The organism is Richelia sinica FACHB-800 (genome assembly GCF_014698825.1).
In the GTDB taxonomy this organism is placed as follows: domain Bacteria; phylum Cyanobacteriota; class Cyanobacteriia; order Cyanobacteriales; family Nostocaceae; genus FACHB-800.
This window is the reverse complement of the sequence record NZ_JACJTT010000002.1, coordinates 245,355-269,384: the sequence shown is the minus strand read 5'-3', so window position 1 is coordinate 269,384 and position 24,030 is coordinate 245,355. Positions and strand designations below refer to the sequence as shown.

Genomic DNA, 24,030 nt, shown 5'->3' with positions numbered 1-24,030 from the left:
CTTTTTTTGTGGCTATAATCTTACAGATGTAGACGAGTTCAGCTTCCTGTAATTAAATCTATCCAAGCTCTCGACTAAATCAGGCTTTTCATAACAATCGTTCGGCTCAACATCAAAAAACACATCGAACAAGTAGCGAAGTAGGGGCGCATTTATTTGGATCTTTGTGAACCTGCCCCTATCAACAATCGTAATGCTATTTTTAAACTAGCAATCACCCAACTCTCGGTGGGAAAAATACATAACAACAGAAGGTGTAATCAGGGTAATTTTAATTTTGATTGGTAGGAAATGCTATATATATGGGGCGCACATATTTCTAGATATAACATAAGCATACGGAAAACCAAGAAACTTGTCAACTGCACTAGCTGAAATAACCGAAAATCGTTCAATTATTGACATAATTATCAAGATTATTGAGAATAAAACCCCCATTATTGCTAAAAATATTTTTTATTGAATTAATCTTTGAATAACTCTCTAGAATTTTTCAAGGCCTTGGTAAATGTCCTATTTATTCGTTTTTCTGCCTTGAAGCTGACTTTTTGTTGAAGGTTAGTCAACATTGCTCAAAAGTCTATTTCTTCAATTTGGGAACTTGACATTTTCCCAAATGTGATAAGGTAGACTACATTGAAAACATGTTTAATCCTAACGTTAGGAACAAATACCAACCTAATGTAGTCTCTCTCAAGAGCCAAAAAGTAACCCATTCATCACTCAGTATTATCCCAGCCAGACCATCTGACTTCAGCACAAGATGCTCCGATTATCAATAAACTAACTTGCTGGATCAAAGCAACGGCAGCAATAAATCATCAGAGAGATTCTGGTATAAACAGCACGACTACTAAATAACATCAAGCTTGATTAATAGATGCCATGCAAAAGCCAAAAAAATATCCTCACTCATTTTCAGCAAATAACTCCCCCCAGTTAAATGTCGATGAGGATGAATTGAATTTAGCTCAAGTTGGTGCAGCTTTACGTCGGCGAATGCTGCTAATTGCTGGAGTCACTGCAACTGTAGCATCGGTAGCTGTTGTCAAGGCACAAACAGAACCGCCAATTTACCAAGGCTCTTTTCAGATTTTAACCAAGCCAATTACTGGTGAAGGTAAGGTCATAGCCAATATTCCCCAAGCTATTAATTCACAGGAAGGTATATCACCACCCGAATCAACCAAGGAGATGGAAACAACGGTCACGGTTTTACAAAGTCCGAGAGTTTTAAATCCTGTGGTGGAAAAATTACAATCTAAATATCCTGACCTGTCCTATAAGGAAATCATTAAAAACTTAAATATTCAAATCCAACAAAACAATATTTTAGAAGTTCAATATATCCATCCAAACCAACAGCAAGTTAAAGAAGTTTCTCAGTTACTATCACAAGCTTATTTAAATTATAGTTTGGCGGAAATTCAATCTGATGTAGAGCAAGCGATTAAGTTTGTTAATCAGCAGCGACAACCCCTCGAAGCCAGAGTTAAGTTTTGGCAAAATAAATTACGAGATTTAAGGGCTGATAATAATTTAATTGACCCAGACCAAAAAGCTCAACAGTTATCTACACAAATTGCTTCATTGCGACAAGAACAACTGGATAACCGAGTCCAGCTAGAGCAAATGGTTTCTAAATATCAGGATTTACAAAGGGAATTAGCGCAAAGTTCAGGAGAGAGAGCAGCTAATTCTGTTTTGAGTGAAAATACTCGTTATCAAAAGATATTAGATCAAATCCAGCAAGCCGATGTGGAAATTACCAAACAGTCAGCAATTATGACTGAAGGTAATCCGATGTTGATCACATTAAAACAAAAGAAAGCTAATTTACTTCCGTTATTATCTCAAGAAGTAGTACGAGTGCAAAAAGACTTTCAAAGTCGCATTCGAGATTTATCAGCCCGTGACCAATCTTTAGAGAATAAAATTCAAGGTTTAAATCAAGAAGTTAGAAATTTAGCCAATACTAGCCGAAATTATAATAATGTCCAACGAGAGCTACAAATTGCCACTGATGCTCTCAGCCAATTTACAGCCAAACAGCAGGCTCTACAAATTGAAAAATCCCAAAAACAGCAACCTTGGCTATTACTCGATCCTAAATTAGCCTTGGTCAATGAACCGGAAGCAGTTTCTAGTGGTGCAATTAGAAACTTATTGGTGGGAGGAGTTTTAGGTTTATTGTTAGGTAGTGGTGCCGCACTAATTGTGGATAAACTCAGCAATATTTTCTACACATCTAAAGAATTAAAAGATGCCACCAGAGTGCCACTATTAGGCATAGTGCCCTTAAGTAAAGAATTGCAGCAAGCAGAAGGGAAACAAAGGGTAGAAACAGGGAAACATAATTCCTTCTTTGATGTTTTTCGCTCTTTGTATACGAACATTATGTTATTAGGTTCGGATACGTCTATTCGCTCTTTAGTTATTAGTTCACCGGGACAAGGTGATGGTAAATCTACTGTGGCTATTCAACTAGCACAAGCTGCTGCGGCTATGGGACAAAGAGTGTTATTAGTAGATGCGAATTTGAGAGTTCCTAGTTTACATCGACAAGTAGGCTTGATGAATATTCAAGGGTTGACAGATGTCATTTCCCAGGATTTAGACTGGAATCATGTGATCGAGCGATCGCCCTACGAAGAAAACTTGTTTGTGATGACAGCAGGCCCCATTCCTCCAGATTCCGTGCGCTTGCTAGCTTCCCGTAAAATGCAGGATTTAATGGCTATTCTGGAAAAAACCTTTGATTTAGTAATCTATGACACACCACCCTTGTTAGGCTTTGCGGATGCCTATCTTTTAGCAGCAAACACCAACGGTATCGTCATGGTGGCTGGGTTGGGTCAGCTAAAACGAACAGAGTTGCGTCAAACTCTAGAAGAAATCCAGATATCTGGAACCCCCATGTTAGGCATGATTGCCAACAAATCAAAAGAAGCCTTACCTGCTTCCTATAACTACTATCAACAGTATTACAAACAAAGTATGCAGGTAGAATTAGCCGCAGAAGATACAACAAATCATACTTCTCAAACCTCTATTCTCTCTTCTCCTTGGAGGAAATTAACAGGACGTTAGAAGTTGATAAAGGTTGATTTAGGGTGTGTTGTCGTCTAGGGCAACGCACCACGAATCACTAAATTACAGAAGTAGTTGTAGAAACTTTCCCCGGAAATATCTCTACAAAATTTATCGGTTCTCACCTCCCATCACCAAGATGATGAGCCAATTACATTACTTCTCAGGAGATTTGAGTGCTTGATCTAAAACTTGTCGAGCTTGTTCAGCTTTAGCTCTTGCTTCCTGATAGCGTAAATTAGCTTGGGCAAAATTTTTAAGAACTTTAAAACCTTCCTTCAAACGAGTAATTTCTTCTTCTGATACTGATTGATCAGAGAAAAGTACATCTACAGCCTTACGAATTTCCAAGGCTTCAGTCCGTGACTCCTGGACTTTGAGCTTTAATGTGGCTAAATTGCTTAAAACTTGCACAGCTTGAGTGATTGCATCCTCTCCACTGTTCGGGTCAGCAACTGGCTCTTTCACTTCAATTAGTTGTTGTGGGCCAAATCCTTCTTCTAATTCCGTAGGTAACTTACCTGCTTCCATCAGTTCCATTAATTGATCCATCGCTTTATCACGAGCTTTCGCTGAATCTTTACCAGGAACAGTGAGTATAATTTCTGGACTTTGAGCAAGAGTATACTGAACCATAGCCAACTTTAAATTAAGATTTAAGAATTAAAAATTGTCGGTAATTGGGAAACTGAAAAGCTAAATGCTTACTTGCAGGTTAACCAAGTCAGGCATTGATTATAGCATTTCCAGCTTGGTCTATTTTTGGGTGCAGCGTAGGGTAATGGGGAGAGTAGATGTTTACTTCCTATCTTGGCGATAGATATCCCAATGCCCAATCATGAATTAGCACTTTATACTTGAATAAATGTAAAGTGAAGGACACAGGAGAAAGAGCAATGGCTCCCAATTCTGCCATCATGCAAGCTGTGGAAAAACTGGGGTATCGGGTCACTGTGGGTGATGTCGCTACTCAAGCGGGGTTGAATGTGGCTGAGGCCAGTCAGGGATTATTGGCTTTAGCATCTGATGCTGGGGGACATTTACAGGTAGCCACTTCTGGTGATATTGTCTACCAATTTCCCAAAGATTTTCGTACTATCTTGCGTAACAAATATTTACAACTGCGCTGGCAAGAATGGTGGCAAAAAATTTGGCGAGTGTTGTTTTACTTGATTCGCATTTCCTTTGGGATTTTTTTAATACTCTCAATTTTGCTCATTACCGTTAGCATTTTTATCATTATTACTGCGGCGAATTCCAATCGCGATGATGATGATAGAAGTAGTGGTTTTGGCGGGATAAATTTTTTCTACTTTCCTGATTTATTTTGGTTTTTTAGTCCTGACTATCAAGAACGCACCCGTTCAAAAGCTGAGAAAAATGAACTGAATTTTTTCGAGGCAGTATTTTCATTTTTATTTGGGGATGGTAATCCCAATGCTAATTTAGAAGAAAGACGTTGGCAAGAAATAGCAGGAGTCATTAGTAATCATCAAGGTGCTGTGATTGCTGAACAAATTGCACCATATTTAGATAACTTAGGGGAAAGATATCAACAGGAGTATGAAGATTATATGCTGCCTGTATTGATTCGTTTCAATGGGCAACCCCAAGTTAGTTCTGAAGGTCAAATTATCTATTACTTTCCTGAATTACAGGTACGTGCTAGTAAACAGAAATTCCTATCAGTACCAGAATATTTACATGAATTTTCTTGGCGATTTAGTGCTGCGACTTCGGGGCAAATTCTCTTAAGTGCTGGTTTAGGAGTTGTCAATTGTGTTGGTGCTTTAGTCCTGGGGAGTTTGCTGAGAGATGGTACGGCTGCTGCTCAATTGGGTGGACTGGTAGCTTTTGTGCAAGGGATTTATGGACTGTTATTAGCCTATGGTATCGGGTTTTTAGCCATACCTTTAGGACGCTATTTCTGGATTCAGTGGCGTAATCAAAAAATTAAAGAGCGTAATACTCAACGGCAGGAAAGAGCAAGATTATTAAATAGTGATAATGGATGTTTACAAAATAAAATTAGCTTTGCTCGTGAATTTGCTGGTGAAAAATTGATTGGAAAAGATGATTCTGTTTATTCGACAGAAACCGATTTATTGACACAAGAATTTGACCGGATAAATGGTCACAATATGTTAGATGCAGGTGATGATTTATAGGTGATGGTAAAAGTTGAGCAATTAACCATCACCAAATTGCCTACTTAGCTTGAATTGGTGTTAAGGCGACACCTTGATAGTAATAACCCAAAATTTGCAGGTGGTTGGCTCCCCGTCGAGCTAAGTTATAGGCTCCCCATTGACTCATACCTAAGCCATGGCCAAAACCTAGTCCTTGGAGAATGAAACTACCATCACCTGCTTTACTAATGCTAAATCGGGTGCTTTTCAGCCTCAGGGCTGTACGTACTTCTTCACCTTCTAGGGTTTTAGTACCTTTATCACCAACAATTTTCAAGACTTTCACGCTGCGGAAAGGTGAAAGCGATTGAGGAATCATATCTTTGATATTACCTACACCAGTAATTCTGGCGCTGAGTTCTGCGGGAGAAAAGGTTTTGACCCAATTACATTCCTTGATGTCTTGGTCAAAGTCGGCAACTGCCCGCAAATATGGTAAGCGATTGCCCCACACATCTTCTACGTTTTCGGTGTGTCCACCAGAACAAGCATGAAAAACGGAGAGGATAATTTGGTTGTTGTAGGTGAGGACTTTACCTGCTGTGGCATCAACTGCGGCGTAAGTGTTGGCTGATTCGCTGCTGACACCTTTGTAAATCTGCCAGCGGTCGGGACTATCTCCTAAATCGAAAACAGGATTGTTGCGTTGTTGTTCTCGCTTATAGAGGGCATAGGTACGGGCCGCGATCGCTTGGGCTTTGAGGGCTTCTTGGGGCCAGCTAGAATTCATTTCTCCACCAATGACGCTATAGAGATATTCTTCTAAATCTACCCAGTTAACAGCAGTAATACCTTTATCTGTAGGCACTAGTAAGACTCTACCGCGAAACCAGCGATCGCCTATATAAACAAATCCCTTACCTGTGGGTTCAATCCAAAATAAACCAGATTGCCAACGATCTAAAGCTACTCCTCCAGGTACGGCTTGGGCTGCAAAGGCACTCATCCCTGGTAATTGTCCTAAAGTCTTGCCGGAACTATCTTTAACTACTGCTGTAGTCGAAGCACCCACTTTAACTTGATTGACTCCCCTCTCAATAGCTACACGCAAAATCACAGATGCTTGAGCAGGGGCAACCAAAACAAACCAAAATAGAACCGCTATCCACCAATGTTTTCCTTTGATTCGAGAAAATAAAGAGCCTAAATACAGTTGTAATTTCATGCTGATGGTTAAAATACGAGCTTCTACAACACAACTGAGACATTGCCCCACAGCTGGAGGTTGCCACCTCTATTCATTATGCAATTTGCTTTGGCTCTTGGCGGAAATTTAGTGAGTGGATTGGTGGTGCATTAGCGAATAATGGCTGTATCTGTGGAATTGGTTTCTAAAATTGACCAAAACTTACCAGCATCGACTACATCATTGGCAATCATGCCGATTAAATTCAACTTACTCAGCACAGCCGTTGCTTCTAGCAGTTGGTTGGGATTTAAATGACCAATTCTACCAATCATCACAATCCCATCGCACAGGGAAGCTAAGATTCTCGCATCCACTGTATTGAGAATAGCTGGAGCATCAATCAGCACCACATCGTACATTTTCTCAAAGGAAACGATTAGTTCCTGCATTCTTCGAGAACTGAGGAGATTGACAGCATCTTCTGGGATGGGGCCAGCAGTTAAAATATCAATGGAAGGGTGAATTGGCTGGATGTAATTTTTAACTTGGGTGTTGATATCATCCACCAGCAGCAAAGATAAACCCCAATCATTGGATAATTCTAGGGTTTTGTGTAAACTAGGCGATCGCAAATTGGCATCAATTAGCAATACCTTTTGGTGCATGTGTGCCGCACTAAAACCCAATCCTAGAGCCAAAGTTGTTTTACCCTCTCCTGGTAATGCAGAAGTCAACATTAAGGACTTCAAGGTCAAAGGATTTTTAAAGATTTGGATATTTTGGTAAATCATATCCAGGCTTTCATGGCTAGGCAACTGGATATTAGCGTCTGGATTAGCTGGGGGCAAACTTTTGGGTTTTTGTCCCATCAACTGCTGAATTTTATTTTTCAGTCCTCCAGAAGATTGGTCTAACTTTGGGACTGAACCCAGTAAAGGCAAATGGGTGAGATTTTGTAAATCCTGTGGTGATAGAATTTTTTGGTTGAAAAGTTCCCAAATCACAGATGCAACCATACCCAAAATCGGGCCAATTAGCACACCCGCTAAAATAATTAACCATTGACGATTACCCATGTAAATACCTAATCCTGGCTCTTCCACCACTTGCCAATCAAAACCACCTTGAGCAATCTTCATGCCTAAAGATTGTTGTAGTTGTAATAATTGATTAAAGGTTTTACGTTGAGTATCTACATCTGAACGCAACCGATTATAATCAGCAATTAAATTAGGATAATTAGTTAATTGTGAGCGAATTCGCTGTTCAGCTTGAGCTAAACTATTTTCTTTATTTTTGAGTGTAGCTAAACTGGTTTGCAGTTGATTGATTTCATTAACTAAATTGGGGTCAATTTCTGCTACTTTGTTCTGAGAATTATTAATTTTTGCAGTTTGTTCAGCTTGTTGAAGTAGAGCTTCTAAAACTTGTCTTTGTTGTTTGAGTTTGACAACAGTGGGATAATTATCTGTATAGAGAATACGTGCTTCTGTTAACTCCTTGTCATTTTTTCTAATTTCGTTCAACAAAGCCTGATATTGACTAGACTGATTTATATTAGGTGATGGTTGTGCATTTCTTTGTTGAGTTGCTAATTTTTGAACTAAACCATCGTAACGCACCTGCTGATCTTGTAACTCAGTCCGATTAGTTTGTATTTGCTTTTGAATATTTGCCAGTGATTCGAGTAATATTTTGCTTTGTAAACCTGGATCAATAAAATTGTTTGTCTTGCGAAATTGCGCTAGTTTTTGTTCTGCTGTTAATAAATCTTTTCTAACTTTGGGAACACGACTGTTGACAAATGCCAATCCTTGGTCTAATCGTTGTTTTTTCTGTTCAAGATTGTAATCTTGATAAACTTTTTGTAATGCTTGTAGCACTCTTTTAGTTTTTAAAGGGTCACGTCCTTTAAAGGAAACTGTAAAGACTTGACTCAGAGATGGATGCTGTTGAGATTTACCTTCAACAATAGCTACTTCTAAAGCCCCAGTTTGTCCCGGTGCATTTTTACCTCTCATCTCTTCCAAGGTCAAACTAGGATAATCAATTTGCAGCAAATCTACTGCCTTCTGGACTAATTTGGTACTGAGCATTAACTTCATTTGCGTAGTATAATCTACAGCCGGAATAATTGCTTTAGTACCTTTTGGTTGAGAATTGATCTGGTTTTTATTTGTTGCTAAACCATCATCAGAATTATAAGTTACCAAAATTTGCATAGTGCTTTGGTAGAGTGGTTTAGCCATTACAGCCAACAGGCTAGTAGCAGATATGACTACACAAGAAAAACCAAAAATCAACCAGCGACGACGATGCAGAATAGTTAATATTTGCTGAATATCTACCCTGTTTGGTTTAGAGGGAGTAACTATTGGTTTTCGACTCATCCCAGGTTTAGCCACTGTCAAACTCCTCTAATTGCTAAAGAATATATTTGTCATCTGATTTTGAGAACATTTTTTGTATCATTTATGCCTAATGTTCCTTGGTGAATCGGTGATAATTATTCCTAGACCAAGTTAGAAACAAATGGCAACAGATAAATGTTTAAAAGCTGCTATTGCCAGTCTTGGACAATATCAAATGTTATTTACCGACATGCCAGAAGTTAGTCAGTTTATTTAAACATGACTCTTCCCTAATGATTTCTTTCAAATATATGGATAATCAGCATGACGATAATAAATTTTCTGGGAATTTTTGTTGAATTTATCGAGAATTTCCCATAAACATGAGCTTATTAGTATCTTTTATTAACTAACAATTATTAGTAAAAACACAGGTAATGTATTATTGAGACGGTTGTCAAATTTTTGATATTTTATACCAAAAATCTCAAATGGTAACCAGATTTAGACCTGCTAAATTATCTATGTAACTTCTTGAATTTCCGAAAAAATGGGTATTTATGGCAATGCCATACTAGGGAAATAGCAATATACTATAGATAGCAAATTTAACAATAACTATATTGAGATGGATAAATAAATTACAAATCTCTAAAGACAAGTGATTTATTCAAAAATGATATAACTGATATTTTGATCACAAACAAGGGAGAAAGTAAAAATGTAGCTGCCGTAAATCAAGTTTTTGCTTAGAGATAAATCCTTAACAATACGTAAAATTTGTTCCCTATTACCTCAACTTGGAAAAATATGCACTGGTTATTATCTGGGCCGTTGACTGTAGAGAAATTGACGGTAAAGATTGCAGACCTACCTAAATCATTACAAGGTAAAATTCTGGTGCAAATGTCTGATTTTCACTACGATGGGTTGTGTTTATCAGACAAAATGTTGACTCAAGCGATCGCACTCAGCAATCAAGTACAACCAGACTTAGTGCTGTTAACTGGTGACTATGTAACTGATGCAACCCAACCAGTTCATAAATTAGCCGCACATCTCCAACATCTTTATAGTCGTTATGGTGTTTGTGCTGTGCTCGGCAATCATGATACATACTACAAAAATTCCCGACCAGATATTACTCAAGCTTTACAACAAGCGGGAATTAATGTGCTGTGGAATCAAATTATTTATCCACTGGGAACAGAATTACCAATTGTGGGACTTGCGGACTTTTATTCATCAGATTTCCAACCAGAAACAGTCATGAATCAACTTGATGCTGATGTTCCCCGGATTGTATTATCTCATAATCCTGATACAGCATCATTATTAACAAAATGGCGGGTGGATTTGCAATTATCTGGTCATACCCATGGTGGCCAAATTGCTATTCCTGGATTTGGTCCAGCATTAACCTACTACCGCAAAATAATTCAGAAAATACCCTATAAAATTAAGCGTTATCTGCCTTTTTTACAAAGAAATTACTCTGGAGTCCGTCACTGTGAATGGTTACAAGGCTTACATCACGTTGGTAATAATCAGTTATATGTCAATCGAGGGTTGGGAACTTATCCCCCAGGACGCTTATTTTGTCCCCCAGAACTAACTATAATTACCCTCGATCATCAATAGCCTGAGTACCAAACCATACCTAATTTTTTGTAACTTGAGAAGCTAATTTGATAAGCTATAAACGCTAGTATCTGGAGCGTCTGTAGACTTATGCACCGCTTGTTTACGGGAAGTTTAAAAGTAGATAAATTAACGGTTAAAATAGCAGATTTACCTGCTGATTTACAGGGCAGAAAGCTAGTGCAACTGTCTGATTTTCACTATGATGGTTTACGATTATCAGAATCACTCTTAGCAGAAGCGATCGCTACTACCAACGACCTGGAACCAGATTTAATTGTCTTGACTGGAGATTACGTCACCGACAACCCCGAACCCATTCATGAACTGGTGCTACGACTTAAACACCTACAAAGCATTCATGGCATTTACGCGGTACTAGGTAACCATGACATCTACTACAACCATTCCAAAACAGAAGTAACCAAAGCTCTCACCAGTATTGGTATCCATGTGCTTTGGAATGAAATAGCCTATCCTTGGGGAGAAAAATTGCCATTGGTTGGTCTTGCGGACTATTGGTCGCGGGAATTCCACCCTGCATCGGTGATGAATCAACTGCACCCTAGTCAACCGCGGATTGTTCTATCCCACAATCCAGATACAGCTAAAGTCTTACAAAAATGGCGTGTAGATTTGCAACTGTCAGGTCATACCCATGGTGGACATATTGTCATTCCTGGACATGGCCCTGCCATCTTTTACTATAAAAAGCTATTGAAACATCTTCCTAAACGACCAAGGCGTTATTTACCATTTTTGTTAGAAGACTGCTCAAAAGTAGTCCAGCATTGGGAATGGGCCCAAGGTTTTCACCAAATTTCACAAAATCAACTATATGTAAATCGCGGTTTAGGTACTTATTTTCCAGGACGCTTATTTTGTCCCCCAGAAGTGACCCTCATTACTTTAATCAATGATTAGTCACAAGTTGAAACCACTGCCAGTTGTGACCGTTAATCATCAACAACCTACAGTGGTTTCTTTAGAAAGTAATAATTCAATAAAACTGGGAGAAACGAAGTAGTAACTACATCGACTAAGGTGGACAATTCGTGCAACCAACTCTTTAGGACTGTGTATCCTTTCTTCCAACTAGGCAGGCATTTCTGGCTGTGCGTTCAAAGACCTCCAATGACAACTCAATACAATAAAGGCAAAAACACATTTACAGGAAGCCACAACCTAACGTCGATTGCCCAATAAACTAGAGCAGGAGGTACAAACTCTAATTTGAAATTTTTCTCTCGAACCGTTAATCTTTCTGTACCTTGTTCTTAATCTACCATGAGTTTTTGGTGGCGTACAGTATTTTTAACAAACTTGATTATCGTTAATTCTTTGCAATAACTTAGTAATATTTCTTCATATATAGGTGATAGGTGAGGAATGCAGAGACTACGTGCAATTTGTGCAATTAATTGTGCTTGGGTAATTCAAGCTTCACATAGGGAATCCTGACTGTAACCGTTGTCCCTTTTCCTAAGTAACTATCCAAGTTAATTTCCCCATGATGTAACTCTAGGTATTTTTTGACGATGGACAACCCTAAACCTGTGCCGGAAATATTACCGACATTAGAACCTCGATGAAAAGCGTCATATATATTACCTTGTTCTGCTGGAGGAATACCGATGCCGCGATCGCTAATTGTAAAAATGAGTTGCTGATTTTCTGTGGTCAAATTCAATTGCACTATCTGGTGATGGGGAGAGTATTTGATGGCATTATTGAGGATATGGGTGAGAATTTGCCGCAGTAAGGTCTCGTCACACTGCACTATCAAAGAACCATCGGACATTTGACTATCTACATCACAGGAAAAATCAATTGTATGGGTGGTTGTTGCTACTTCGGTGCTGAGGCTACGGCAAAAGGCGATAATATCTAATGATTCTGGCTGAAATTCTATATTTTGAGCTTCCACCCGGTTAATCATCAATACATCATCTAGCAGTTGGGTCATCCGCTTGATAGTGTCTTGAATAGTATTTAGATGTCCTTGTTTTTTCTCTGGAGTGAGGCGATCGCTAAAATTTTCTAAAATCCCTGTAGATGAGGAGATAATGGCTAGAGGAGTGCGAATTTCGTGGGAGGCCATGGTAATAAAACGCGATCGCATTTGACTCACAGCCTTTTCGGCTTCTAGAGCTTGCAGTATATTATGTTCAGCTTGTTTGAGTTTAGAGATATCACGACTGACCAATGCTAAAGCCTTTGGTTTCCCTGTTTGCTGATCCTTGATTAAGAAAAAAGAACTGATAGTGTAAATTGCTGCACCACTATTCCCATCACACAGTCTTAATTCTCCCTCCCAACGTCCTTTTGTTTGCACAGTTGTCAAAATATCTGACTGAAATAAATAGCGATCATCTGGATAAAGATAATCCAAAATATTGATATTTTGAAAATTATTTTCTGCTTTTAAACCAATAATTTTCTTGCCAGCATCATTGATAAAAACTGACTGCCCATTTAACTGTGTAATACTAATAAATTCAGAACTATTTTCAACTATCAGGGCTAATTTTTGTTGTTCTGATTCTATTTTTTTGCTTTCTTTTTTAATTAAATTAACATGATCACCTAAGGCTACTGCTATAAAGAATACTAAACCGATGACTCCAAATCGTTGTAACTCTTCAGTCAATACATTGGCAGGTAACCAACCAAAGGATTTAAAACACCAAATACTTGTACCTCCAAATAGACAACTCCATCCCAATAGTGCAAATCGGGCTGGAATAAATCCCTTATGCCAGGTATATAAACAAGCATAACTCATCAAAAAGCAGAGAATAATTGCTAGGTATTGAGCTAATATAATGCTGGGTTGAAAGGGTAAAGACCAAGCAATCAACATAAATCCCACACAAACCCACCGTACCCAATTCATCAATCTGTAGAGTTGATGACTATAACGACGCACTTGTAAAAAAGTGATAAAAAAGCTGGCAGAACTGGCTAGGGCAATACCAATAAATAGGATTACAGCAGTAAAATTCAATTGGGGAGAATCTGGCCACAGGTACTGCAAAGCAAAACCATCTCTGATAAAAGAGTTGGCAGTCATACCAATTAAAGAAAACACATAATATCGATAACTAACATCATCTAATAACAACACTAATAGCAAGTTGATGAAGGCAAGAGTTAGTAAGATTCCATAAAAACCACCTAGCAAAAATTGTGATGTGAAATTATTGTTATAGTACGTAGCAGGTTGCCAAGCAATGACTTTCATTGCTACTGTACCCTGACTAATAAAGCGCAGGTAAATCGTCTTTTCTTCTCCCAATCCTATTGGTAGGAAAAAAACTAGATTACGGTCTTTGATTTCTCGTTGAGAAAAAGGCAGTTTGCGGCCAATTTGCTTTTTAATCCAGCTATTACCTTGGGGAATATATAACTCGACTTGATCCACATTACTAGGTGCACCTTGCAGATACCATTGTGAGGTAATATCGCTGTGATTGCGTAAAGTTACCCTAGCCCAATAAGCAGACTGAGAAAAGCCCATATTCGGCACATCAACATAACTGGGGGTAAATTTTTGCTGGGGTTGAGTGACATCGGTAATGGTTAATTGTTGGGTGGGATCTACAAAAATTTCTAAATTTTTCCCTAGTGGATATTTTCCCTGTTGGTCATGGAGAATTACGGTATTTGTTGCTGCTAATGGGTCGTGATGGTTAACTGGTAAGGATATCTGAGATGATGGGAGCGATCGCATCCCCAAGAGCAACAACACCCCTATCAGCAATGCTAACAGCCATGACAGCATGGGAACATATTTAGAGGGTTGCAAAATTTTATACATTTTTATTTATCTAGCAATTTCAATATAGGGAATAATGACCTTGACTGTAGTGCCTTCTCCAACTTGACTATGAAGTGTAATTTTCCCTTGGTGTAAATCAACACATTTTTTCACAATGGACAACCCCAATCCTGTGCCGGAAATATTACCGACATTAGACCCTCTCTGAAAAGCTTCAAATAAGTTACTTTTTTCTGATTCGGCAATACCAATACCGCTATCGCTAATTGTAAAAATGAGTTGTTGATTGTCTTTGGTCAAGCTAAAGGTCACTAAATTCTGATGAGGAGAATATTTGATGGCATTAGTGAGGATATTGGTGAGAATTTGCCGTAGTAGCTTCTGATCGCACTGAACCATAAAAGTACCATCAGATTTTTGACCATCCAAATCGCAGTAAAAATCTATGGTATGTTTGGTGGCAGTAGTAGCTATTTCTGCGTTAAGACTACGACAGAAGTCGATGATATCTAGTGATTCTGGCTTAAATTCTATCTTTTGAGCTTCTGCACGGTTAATCATCAACACATCATCAAGTAGTTGGGTTATATGCTTGATGGTTTTTTGGATGGTGGTTAAGTGTTCCTGTTTTGCCTCCTCAGTCAGGCGATCGCTAAATTTTTGTAAAATACTGGATGATGAGGAAATAATGGCTAAAGGAGTACGAAACTCATGGGATGCCATGGTAATAAAACGTGATTTTAATTCACTTAATTCTTTTTCTTTCTCCAAAGCTTTTCTTAATTCTGCTGTTCTTTCGGCAACTCGATGTTCTAACTCTTCTGTTAGTTGTATGAGTTGTTGATTTTGTAACTCTAAAGCTTTACTTAACTGCCGTAACTGCAAATGGGTACGGACACGCGCTAATAATTCTTCTGCTTGAAATGGCTTCGTAATATAGTCTACTGCACCTAAACTTAAGCCTTTAATTTTATCGACTGTATCGGATAGAGCAGTCATAAAAATTACGGGAATTGAATGAGTTAATGGATCTGCCTTCAATTGACGGCAAACTTCAAACCCATTGATATCCGGCAGCATAATATCTAATAGAATTAAATCAGGAAGATTGATATGGACTTGTTTCATCACATGGCAACCTTCAACCTCAAATCGCAGATTGTAGCCTGCACTACTCAAGGCATGATCAATAATTTCTAAATTAGTAGGATTATCATCAACTACTAGAATTGTGGCACAGTTAGGTAAGGTGTACAAAATTTTTTCCTTATGATCTAGTATATTTTCTATATTATTTTACCCATTAATTTACATCAGCTATTTACCTGATCATTCCTAGTGATTGCCAATATTCAATTGGACTCATTCGCAAAGGGCAAATGCTTACATTGATTTTTCAAGGTGTGCATTTTTTTGAGACGTTTAGCTTCATGAAGATGCAATTCAATTCTTGCCAGAGGACTTGTCATATTCTCTACACATAATTTTTATTCCGGCTTTTTATTGTCTCATGCTATTTATATTAAGGATAAGTCTACTGAGCAATTTAAAAACTCTTGAATCAATCATTGTTGTCCTCATTTTATTCTAACCAAGAAATGATATTTTTTACTTAAATGTCACTATAAATTTTATTTATTGTTTTCCTTTGTGTAACTCTCGCCAGCCTCAATATATTTATCTTGGTTATTACGGATTTTTTCATCGATTATATCTAAGAGTTCTTACTGAAAAATATATTTAAAAATACCGTAGTTATAACAATATATTTTTCATATAATTTTAGTTATAAATTAAACAGTATTCCCTTGATTCAAATTGTCTAATTGAGATTAAAAAGTAGAACTTGAAAGTCATCATTTAGAAATTCAAACCCCCTTAATGGTTGAGTTTTGATTTTGTTACTTTCTTACTTTGGGTTCTTGCGTAGATTTTATGGTAATTGAGGCTTGATTACCACCAAACCCTTACAGGGCAAGGCTTTTGAACTGGGTTCTCCATAAAAAGTACCAAAGAACCTGACTTTGCCATCTACTATTATTTTCATCTCTTACCTTTGTTTCTTCTCCCTTCAGACTTCATTCAGAAAAATTGTCATCAAATATGAAAACACATAATAATAGAACTCAAGCTGCTAACCAAGCTGCAAAAAAACATCAAGAAAATATGCAAAAAAGCTTAGAACATCGCTTGCAGATAGCGAGAATTAAAGGCGATGAAAATTTATTGCGCCAATTAGAAATGGAGATGAGCCAATATCAAGATAATTTCAGAACACCTGAATCTAAAATTTTGTTTTTCGAGTTTTTCAATCCAATCAAGGCTCTTTTTCCTCAAAAAGAGAAAGTTTGTAGATAGTCATATCAAGAGACAACTAGAATTGTATTTCCTGAGAAATTGCAGTATCTGTTGACTTATCCTTAATAATTTTTTCTAGGAAATCACGCACTTGAGCTATTCTATAGCTGCGGATCATTAGCGATATTTTATCAACGAAAGGATGATATTTATCGCTAATTTCCGTTAATTTTTCTAACTCTCTCTGAATTTCTTTAATTTGTCCTTGAATCGCAAATTCTCCTAACTTTAATAAATCCTTAACTGGAGGAATTAGCATTTCCGTATCGCTAATCTCCTCTGATGATTTAGGAAGATTATCTTCCAATTTTGTATAAATCCAATCAATGTGAAGATGCTGGGCTAACATCCGATAAAGTTCCTCAGCTTGCACTGGTTTTGGTAAGAAATCATTGCCACCGACAGCCAAACTTTTTTGACGGTCAGCATCAAATACACTAGCGGAAGAGATAATAACAATAGTGTTATTCAACTCCTCTAATTGACGTAATTTCTTCAACATTTCCCAGCCATCCATAACTGGCATTTTCAAGTCAGAAATAATCGCATCAGGAGGATGAGATAATGCTTGTTGTAAAGCTTCTTCACCATTTTTTGACTCTACCACATTAAAGCCCAAGGGAGTCAGTAAACTCACCAAAACAGAACGATTTTCCCAACGGTCATCAACCACCAAAATTTGCCGACGCTGACCAGAATAGCCAATAATCCTGCCTAAATCAGTGATGGTATTGTATTTAGCCCAATCATCAGCTAGAGGGCAATCAATGGCAAATGTAAAGACACTGCCAACCCCCAACTGACTGCGAACTTCTAAGGTACTATTCATCATTTCCACAAAACTTTTACTGATGGCTAAACCTAAACCAGTTCCTTCAGTTTTGCGTTTATTTTCTCCTACTTGTTCAAAGGGTAAAAATATCTTTTCTAATTGGTCGCTGCTCATCCCCACACCTGTATCTTCAACATGAAAATGAAGCTCGACTGTAGATGCTGGTGATTCTGATTGTGGGACAATAGCTGCTACCCTCAAAATTACTTTTCCTTGGTCGGTAAACTTGACGGCATTATTTAAAAGATTCAGTAAAATTTGTCTGAGCCGTTTTTCATCTAAAATTACTCCTGAGGGCAGGTTATCTGGGACTTGGTAAATAAAATTTATATTCTTTTGTTCAGCTTTAACTCTGGCTACTTCTGCCACACCTTGCAATACAGATGGTAAATAGGAAGGTGCAGGATTAAGTACCATTTTTCGCGCTTCAATTTTTGCTAAATCGAGAACGTCGTTAATTAAAGTCAGTAGGTAAACACCGCATTGATAAATTACCCCTACTCCTCGCTGCTGTTCCTCACTTAATGGTGTGCGGGTGAGGATTTGAGCATAGCCTAACACCCCATTGAGAGGTGTACGCAATTCGTGACTCATATTCGCAAGAAACTCGCTTTTAGCTTGATTGGCTATATCCGCTGATTCCTTAGCTGCTTCTAATTGCTGGGTATATTCTTGCTGTTCTTCTAGTAGTTTTTGAACTCGTTGAATCAGTTGATTTAAAGAACTAGCTAATATCCCTGTTTCATCTGGAATATTTGTTGGCAATTGCAGGTGAAAATTAGACTCGCGGGTGACTCGTTGCGCTATCTCCGTTACAGATTGAATAGGAATAGCGATCGCTCGACTGGTGTAGATAGCTAAAATAATGGCAATAGCAATTGATAAGCCTAAGCCAATAAAAATAATTTGAGTGCGTAATTGTTCAGCTTGTAAAAGTGCTAAATCTGCTGCTGCTTCTCGCTTTTCTGCTTGCTCATAAAAGCTGCGTAACTTATCTGGAAACTCAATAAAGGGGACAAATTCCGGACTTTTCACAATAGCAACTACGAGCTTTTCTGCTTGTGCTGCTCCCGCTTTTGTCGTTGTCAATGGTTGCACTTGTTTGGCAAAATCTCGTGCTTTTTGCTCAAATCTACTGACAGTGACTTCGTACTGGTCTAGTAAAGGTTGTAATCCTGGTAAGGTGACTGGTTTGCCAGAATTATTATGATGATGCAGAAGTAATCTGATTTTTTCGACCCGATGAATTAACTTATGACTTTCACGCTGGAAAGCAGAGGGATTTTGCAGATATGGTGATAGTTGCTTTGCTGGTCGATTGTATAAAACCTCAACCTGTAATGTACTGAGCAATTTACGTTCGTTGGAAGCTATTTGACTAGCTTGTAAAGCTCTTTGCTGGTAATAGTTACCAACACTTACACCAATAATACTTCCTCCCAGAGCAATGCCTAAAGCTACACCATATCCATAAATAATTTTGTTTCTAATACTCATATCTGATTTAAGAATATTTAGTCATTTTGCTTTTCAACTATGACCATCGTTACTGATCAACGCTGTTTTGCTTCACTATATCCTGAAATCTATTTAATTTTGAAGTGAGATAATACACAACATAAATATCAGTGATTTGATGTAAGCGGTTAATTACTATTAAGTAGTAATACTGAAGTCATCCAGAGCCTAGTCTATAGTATTTGCAGAGTCTGTAAGATTTATTGCTGTTATAATTAACGCAAAAGCACTGACATTTGCAGGTAATGGCTAAGAACAACACAAATGATTGTGGTGATGATTAACAGTCTGATTTAGACAGAATTAATTCAATAAAATAAGGGAAAACCGATTATTTTCATCCTTAGTTGACAAATAATTTAGCGAATTGAGATCAATGATTGAAGACTGCACACAAATCAAGGGTAAATTAACGTAAAAATTTTTGATTTAGGCTGTATAGTGAGAAATTTTCCATATAATTGCCTATTGTCAATGAATCACGAATTAATATTCCTAACCCTTTGCACTTATAAAAATTTACAACTATGAGTAATTTATTTCGACAACTATTACAAAAAGTAGGTAGTGGTAGCCATACAACAGAAAATCTCGCCCGTGAGGAAGCTGCTACAGCTACAAAAATGATGTTGTTAGCTGAAGCGAAACCAGCCCAGATAGGTGCTTTTTTAATTGCTCACCGCATTAAACGTCCTACCGGGGAAGAATTAGCCGGGATGTTGGATGCTTATGAGGAATTGGGACCAAAACTACAACCCAGAGATAGTGAACAACCAGTCATAGTATTAGGTGTACCCTACGATGGTAGAGTCCGTACTTCTCCCATTACACCGATCATCGCATTATTACTGACAACTGTGGGAAAAACCGTAATTATGCACGGAGGCGATCGCCTACCCACCAAATATGGTTTACCCTTAATAGAAGTATGGCAAGGTTTGGGAGTTGATTGGTCTGGTTATTCACTGCCCCAAATTCAGCAGATATTTGAGCAAACAGACATTGGTTTTATTTACACACCAAAGCACTTTCCCCTGACTCAAACCCTGTGGGAATACCGAGACCAACTAGGTAAACGTCCACCCTTAGCCACAATGGAGTTAATTTGGAGTCCCTATGGTGGAAATGCTCATGTTATGGCTGGGTTTGTCCATCCTCCCACAGAAGCTATGTTTCATACAGCCTTGGGTTTACGAGGGATAAAGCAATTCACTTTTATCAAGGGTTTAGAAGGTAGTTGTGACTTACCACGCGATCGCACAGCTATTATTGGTTTATCTTCACCTACCACACCTCAACAACTAGAACGTTTACACCTAGCACCCCGTGACTATGGCATCACATCTAAAAATGTGCCATTAGTTTCTCCACAGCAAGTTATCCAAGACCTCAAAGCTGTTGTAGCAGGAGAAGCGGGAGAAATGATGCAAACAGCCCTATGGAATGGAGGATTTTATCTGTGGCGTAGCGGTGTTTGTGCAGATATGATATCCGGTATGACCACAGCCACAGAATTATTCAAGAGTGGTGCAGTCGCGCAGAAATTACAGCAGTTGATATCCTGCTTGGCAAATCATTCATCAGCATAATCTGATGCAAATAGGCATCTGGTGGTAATTAAATGTGCTGGGTTTGAAACCCTTGTAGAGACGTTCCGACGGAACGTCTCTACATTCATTTTCACCAGAGGCCTAATACCAAATCGAAAAATGTCGGCAACAGATGATTACCCCACCCGCGCTATCGCGCACCCTCCCCGCAAGCGGGGAGGGTTGGGGAGGGGCTTTATCAATGTGTTGGTTGTGCTTTTGGCGAATTGGGATACTACATTAATAAGGCCATTTCCAGTCCCGAATTTCCGGCATATCTTCACCGTACTGGGTAATGTACTGCTTATGTTCAATCAATTTATCTTGCAGTTTCTGCTTCACATAAGCCGCTTTATAACCTAATTTTGGTACACGGTCGATGACATCCATCACCAAATGGAAGCGGTCAAGGTCATTCATTACCACCATATCAAAAGGTGTAGTTGTCGTTCCCTCTTCCTTATAACCACGCACATGCAAGTTTTTATGATTTGTATGGCGATAGGTTAAACGATGAATCAACCAAGGATAGCCATGAAAAGCAAAGATGATGGGTTTATCAGTAGTGAAAATCGTATCGAAGTCTTTGCTACTTAAACCATGAGGATGTTCACTTTGTGGCTGTAATTTCATCAAATTCACCACATTCACCACCCTCACCTTTAAATCAGGGAAATTTTGCCGCAGAATGTCTACTGCTGCTAGGGTTTCTAAGGTGGGAATATCCCCAGCACAAGCCATCACCACATCTGGTTCACTATCCAAATCACTGCTAGCCCATTCCCAAATACCTAAACCCTTGGTGCAGTGTTTAATGGCTGCATCCATATCTAAATATTGTAATGCTGGTTGTTTTCCAGCCACAATTACATTGATATAGTGACGGCTTCTTAAACAGTGGTCAGTTACTGACAGCAACGTGTTGGCATCTGGTGGTAAATAGACGCGAATAATTTCGGCTTTTTTGTTAATTACATGGTCAATAAAACCAGGGTCTTGGTGAGAAAAACCATTATGGTCTTGTCGCCACACATGGGAAGTCAGCAGATAATTTAAAGAAGCAATTGGTCTTCTCCAAGGAATATGCCTGGTGGTTTTCAACCATTTTGCATGTTGGTTGAACATGGAATCAATGATATGAATAAACGCCTCATAGCAAGAGAAGAAACCATGACGACCAGTAAGTAGATAACCTTCTAACCAGCCTTGACAGTTGGTTTCGCTGAGAATTTCCATCACCCGACCATTGGGTGATAAATGGTCGTCTTCGGGGAGAATTTGAGCAGCCCAAGTACGGTCTGTGACTTCTAATACGGGGTCAATGCGGTTGGATGCGGTTTCATCAGGGCCAAAGATGCGGAAGTTGCGACTCTCCAAATTTTGTTTCATCACATCCCGCAAAAATTTACCTGTGACTTTCGTTGCTTCGGCAATCGCTTTCCCTGGTGTGGGAACATCCACAGCGTAATTTTGGAAATCTGGCATGATTAAGTCACGCAGCAACACACCACCGTTGGCGTGGGGATTGTCGCCCATCCGGCGTTGTCCTGTGGGGGCAAGTTCTGCCAATTCAGGAATAAGTTTACCGTTAGCGTCGAAGAGTTCCTCTGGTTTGTAACTCCGCATCCAGTCTTCTAGCAATTTCAGGTGTTCTGGTTTACCTGCAACATCGCCAAAGGGGACTTGGTGCGATCGCCAATAATCTTCTGTTTTCTTCCCGTCTACTTCCTTTGGCCCAGTCCAACCTTTAGGAGTCCGCAAAATAATCATTGGCCATTGGGGTCGTTCTTTGAAGCCATGTACCCGCGCTTCTCTTTGAATCCCCTGAATTTCCCCTATGATTGTATCTAAAGTAGCCGCCATTTTTTGGTGTACTTCAGTGGGGTCTGAACCTTCCACAAAGTAAGGTTTATAGCCATAGCCGATAAATAAGCTTTCCAGTTCTCTATGGCTTAATCGTGCTAAGACGGTAGGATTGGCAATTTTATAGCCGTTTAAATGCAAAATTGGTAAAACTGCCCCATCATTGACAGGGTTAAGGAATTTATTAGAGTGCCAGCTAGTAGCTAATGCCCCTGTTTCCGCTTCTCCATCACCCACTACCGCTGCAACTATCAAGTCTGGGTTATCATAGGCGGCACCATAGGCATGAACAAGGGCATAACCTAGTTCTCCCCCCTCATGGATAGAACCAGGGGTTTCTGGTGCCACGTGGCTGGGTATACCACCAGGAAAAGAGAATTGTTTAAACAGTTTTTTCATTCCCTCTGCATCTTGGGAAATGTGGGGATAATATTCGCTGTAAGTTCCTTCTAAGTAAGTATTAGCGACTAGTCCGGGGCCGCCATGACCGGGGCCAGCAATGTAAATTGTGTTGAGATCGTATTTTTTAATGACTCGGTTGAGATGGACATAGATAAAGTTCAGTCCTGGTGTAGTTCCCCAATGTCCCAACAATCTAGGTTTAACATGCTCTTGTTTGAGTGGTTCTCGCAGCAGGGGGTTGTCGAGGAGATATATTTGCCCAACGGAGAGATAATTGGCGGCACGCCAATAAGCGTTAATTTTTTGTAATTCTGCTTCTGTTAACGGCTTAGTTTGTGGAGTGCTGGCTAAGGTCATTTTTAACTCCAGTTAAAAGTATTTGCACCAGTGCGTTTAGTGTCAGTTTAGTTTTTTTGCAAACTCACAGTCATCATACCTGTGATAAATTTTTCTGGTATTAAGTTAAATATTCTCTTTATCTCAGACATAGCGCAGTTACTAAAGTGTCACTATCTCTAGTTGCCACAGTAGGATTCCAGTGATATGGTTAACTAGTGTGTGAGGAGCAATGTTGAACTTAAAAAGCGCTTGGGGTGGAAACACGGCAACACTCCCAGGCGTTTTTTATTTGGGCGAATATTTAGGGATTGAGGAGTTCAGAAGTTCAGAAGTTCAGAAGTCAGGAGTTCAGAAGTTCAGAAGTTCAGGAGTCAGGAGTTCAGAAGTTCAGAAGTTCAGAAGTCAGGAGTTCAGAAGTTCAGAAGTTCAGGAGTCAGGAGTTCAGAAGTTCAGAAGTTCAGGAGTCAGGAGTTCAGAAGTCAGAAGTTCAGGAGTCAGGAGTATGCCTTCGGCACGCTGCGCGAACAGAAGTTCAGGAGTTGCAGAAGTATGCCTACGGCACGCTACGCGAACAGGAGTCAGTAGGGGCGGGTTTACAGATATCATCAACTATGAACGAGAATTTTGGTAAACCCGCCCGTACAGAAGTATGCCTCCGGCACGCTACGCGAACAGGAGTATTCCTAAGGCACACTGGGAGAATAGGAGTTTAAAAATGCAAGAATTCAGCAGCAATCACATTAATTATTCTGTAACTCCTGCAACTTCTGTAACTTCTGTCTTCTTCTTTCTGCGCCACGGTGCACGAACAGAAGTTCAAGAGATTTATGTCTTTTTGTAAAAATGTTAGCTAAAATACTTTTCTTTTAGAAAAAACGGTGTTAATATCGTCTCGTGTGTGAGGAGCAAGTTTAAGAAAGGCGCTTGGGGTGGAAACACGGCAACACT

Annotated in this window: 15 protein-coding genes; 8 read left to right on the top strand and 7 right to left on the bottom strand. The window is 39.0% G+C overall.

The window, feature by feature from the left end; translation table 11 throughout:
* Positions 1-885 precede the first annotated feature (885 nt).
* On the top strand, positions 886-3,090 hold the full coding sequence (locus tag H6G73_RS02980) for a GumC family protein (protein ID WP_190601455.1): 2,205 nt from the start codon (positions 886-888) through the stop codon (positions 3,088-3,090).
* Positions 3,091-3,246: 156 nt separating this feature from the next.
* On the opposite strand, the gene H6G73_RS02975 is transcribed toward H6G73_RS02980, so the two are convergent.
* Complete coding sequence (locus H6G73_RS02975) at positions 3,247-3,726, bottom strand: hypothetical protein (RefSeq protein ID WP_190601454.1); 480 nt, start codon at positions 3,724-3,726, stop codon at positions 3,247-3,249.
* A gap of 260 nt (positions 3,727-3,986) precedes the next feature.
* Here H6G73_RS02975 and H6G73_RS02970 point away from each other — a divergent pair, with 260 nt between their 5' ends.
* A complete protein-coding gene (locus H6G73_RS02970; RefSeq protein ID WP_190601453.1) occupies positions 3,987-5,258 on the top strand; it encodes a hypothetical protein in 1,272 nt (423 codons plus the stop codon).
* A 40-nt stretch (positions 5,259-5,298) separates the two neighbouring features.
* Here the strand turns inward: H6G73_RS02970 and H6G73_RS02965 are convergent, their stop codons facing one another.
* Together H6G73_RS02965 and H6G73_RS02960 are read right to left on the bottom strand one after the other, a co-directional pair.
* Entirely contained in the window at positions 5,299-6,444 is a 1,146-nt protein-coding gene (locus H6G73_RS02965; protein ID WP_190601452.1) for a SpoIID/LytB domain-containing protein, read from the bottom strand.
* Positions 6,445-6,575: 131 nt separating this feature from the next.
* Positions 6,576-8,813 (bottom strand): GumC family protein, encoded by a 2,238-nt coding sequence (locus H6G73_RS02960; protein ID WP_313946854.1) that lies wholly within the window; start codon positions 8,811-8,813, stop codon positions 6,576-6,578.
* 756 nt (positions 8,814-9,569) lie between these two features.
* Between H6G73_RS02960 and H6G73_RS02955 the strand changes: the two genes are divergently transcribed.
* Positions 9,570-10,400, top strand: coding sequence for a metallophosphoesterase (locus tag H6G73_RS02955; RefSeq protein ID WP_190601451.1), 831 nt, complete (start codon positions 9,570-9,572; stop codon positions 10,398-10,400).
* Between the two features lie 90 nt (positions 10,401-10,490).
* Entirely contained in the window at positions 10,491-11,324 is an 834-nt protein-coding gene (locus H6G73_RS02950) for a metallophosphoesterase (protein WP_190601450.1), read from the top strand.
* Positions 11,325-11,817: 493 nt separating this feature from the next.
* On the opposite strand, the gene H6G73_RS02945 is transcribed toward H6G73_RS02950, so the two are convergent.
* On the bottom strand, positions 11,818-14,220 hold the full coding sequence (locus H6G73_RS02945; RefSeq protein WP_190601449.1) for a 7TM diverse intracellular signaling domain-containing protein: 2,403 nt from the start codon (positions 14,218-14,220) through the stop codon (positions 11,818-11,820).
* A 6-nt stretch (positions 14,221-14,226) separates the two neighbouring features.
* Positions 14,227-15,438, bottom strand: coding sequence for a hybrid sensor histidine kinase/response regulator (locus H6G73_RS02940; protein ID WP_190601448.1), 1,212 nt, complete (start codon positions 15,436-15,438; stop codon positions 14,227-14,229).
* A gap of 846 nt (positions 15,439-16,284) precedes the next feature.
* On the opposite strand from H6G73_RS02940, the gene pirA reads away from it, so the two are divergent.
* Positions 16,285-16,539 carry an arginine synthesis PII-interacting regulator PirA gene (gene pirA / locus H6G73_RS02935; RefSeq protein WP_190601574.1) on the top strand — a complete coding sequence of 85 codons (255 nt, stop codon included), beginning with the start codon at positions 16,285-16,287 and terminating at the stop codon, positions 16,537-16,539.
* A 16-nt stretch (positions 16,540-16,555) separates the two neighbouring features.
* On the opposite strand, the gene H6G73_RS02930 is transcribed toward pirA, so the two are convergent.
* Positions 16,556-18,868 carry an ATP-binding protein gene (locus H6G73_RS02930; protein WP_190601447.1) on the bottom strand — a complete coding sequence of 771 codons (2,313 nt, stop codon included), beginning with the start codon at positions 18,866-18,868 and terminating at the stop codon, positions 16,556-16,558.
* A 548-nt stretch (positions 18,869-19,416) separates the two neighbouring features.
* On the opposite strand from H6G73_RS02930, the gene H6G73_RS02925 reads away from it, so the two are divergent.
* The gene (locus H6G73_RS02925; RefSeq protein ID WP_190601446.1) at positions 19,417-20,478 is read left to right on the top strand and encodes an anthranilate phosphoribosyltransferase family protein; all 1,062 of its coding nucleotides are present in this window, start codon (positions 19,417-19,419) and stop codon (positions 20,476-20,478) included.
* Between the two features lie 240 nt (positions 20,479-20,718).
* Here the strand turns inward: H6G73_RS02925 and H6G73_RS02920 are convergent, their stop codons facing one another.
* Entirely contained in the window at positions 20,719-23,100 is a 2,382-nt protein-coding gene (locus H6G73_RS02920; RefSeq protein ID WP_190601445.1) for a phosphoketolase family protein, read from the bottom strand.
* 484 nt (positions 23,101-23,584) lie between these two features.
* On the opposite strand from H6G73_RS02920, the gene H6G73_RS24705 reads away from it, so the two are divergent.
* On the top strand, positions 23,585-23,713 hold the full coding sequence (locus tag H6G73_RS24705; protein WP_256443761.1) for a hypothetical protein: 129 nt from the start codon (positions 23,585-23,587) through the stop codon (positions 23,711-23,713).
* A gap of 84 nt (positions 23,714-23,797) precedes the next feature.
* Positions 23,798-23,923: a hypothetical protein gene (locus H6G73_RS24700; protein WP_277925167.1), complete on the top strand. Its 126-nt coding sequence runs from the start codon at positions 23,798-23,800 to the stop codon at positions 23,921-23,923.
* The last annotated feature ends 107 nt before the right edge of the window (positions 23,924-24,030 follow it).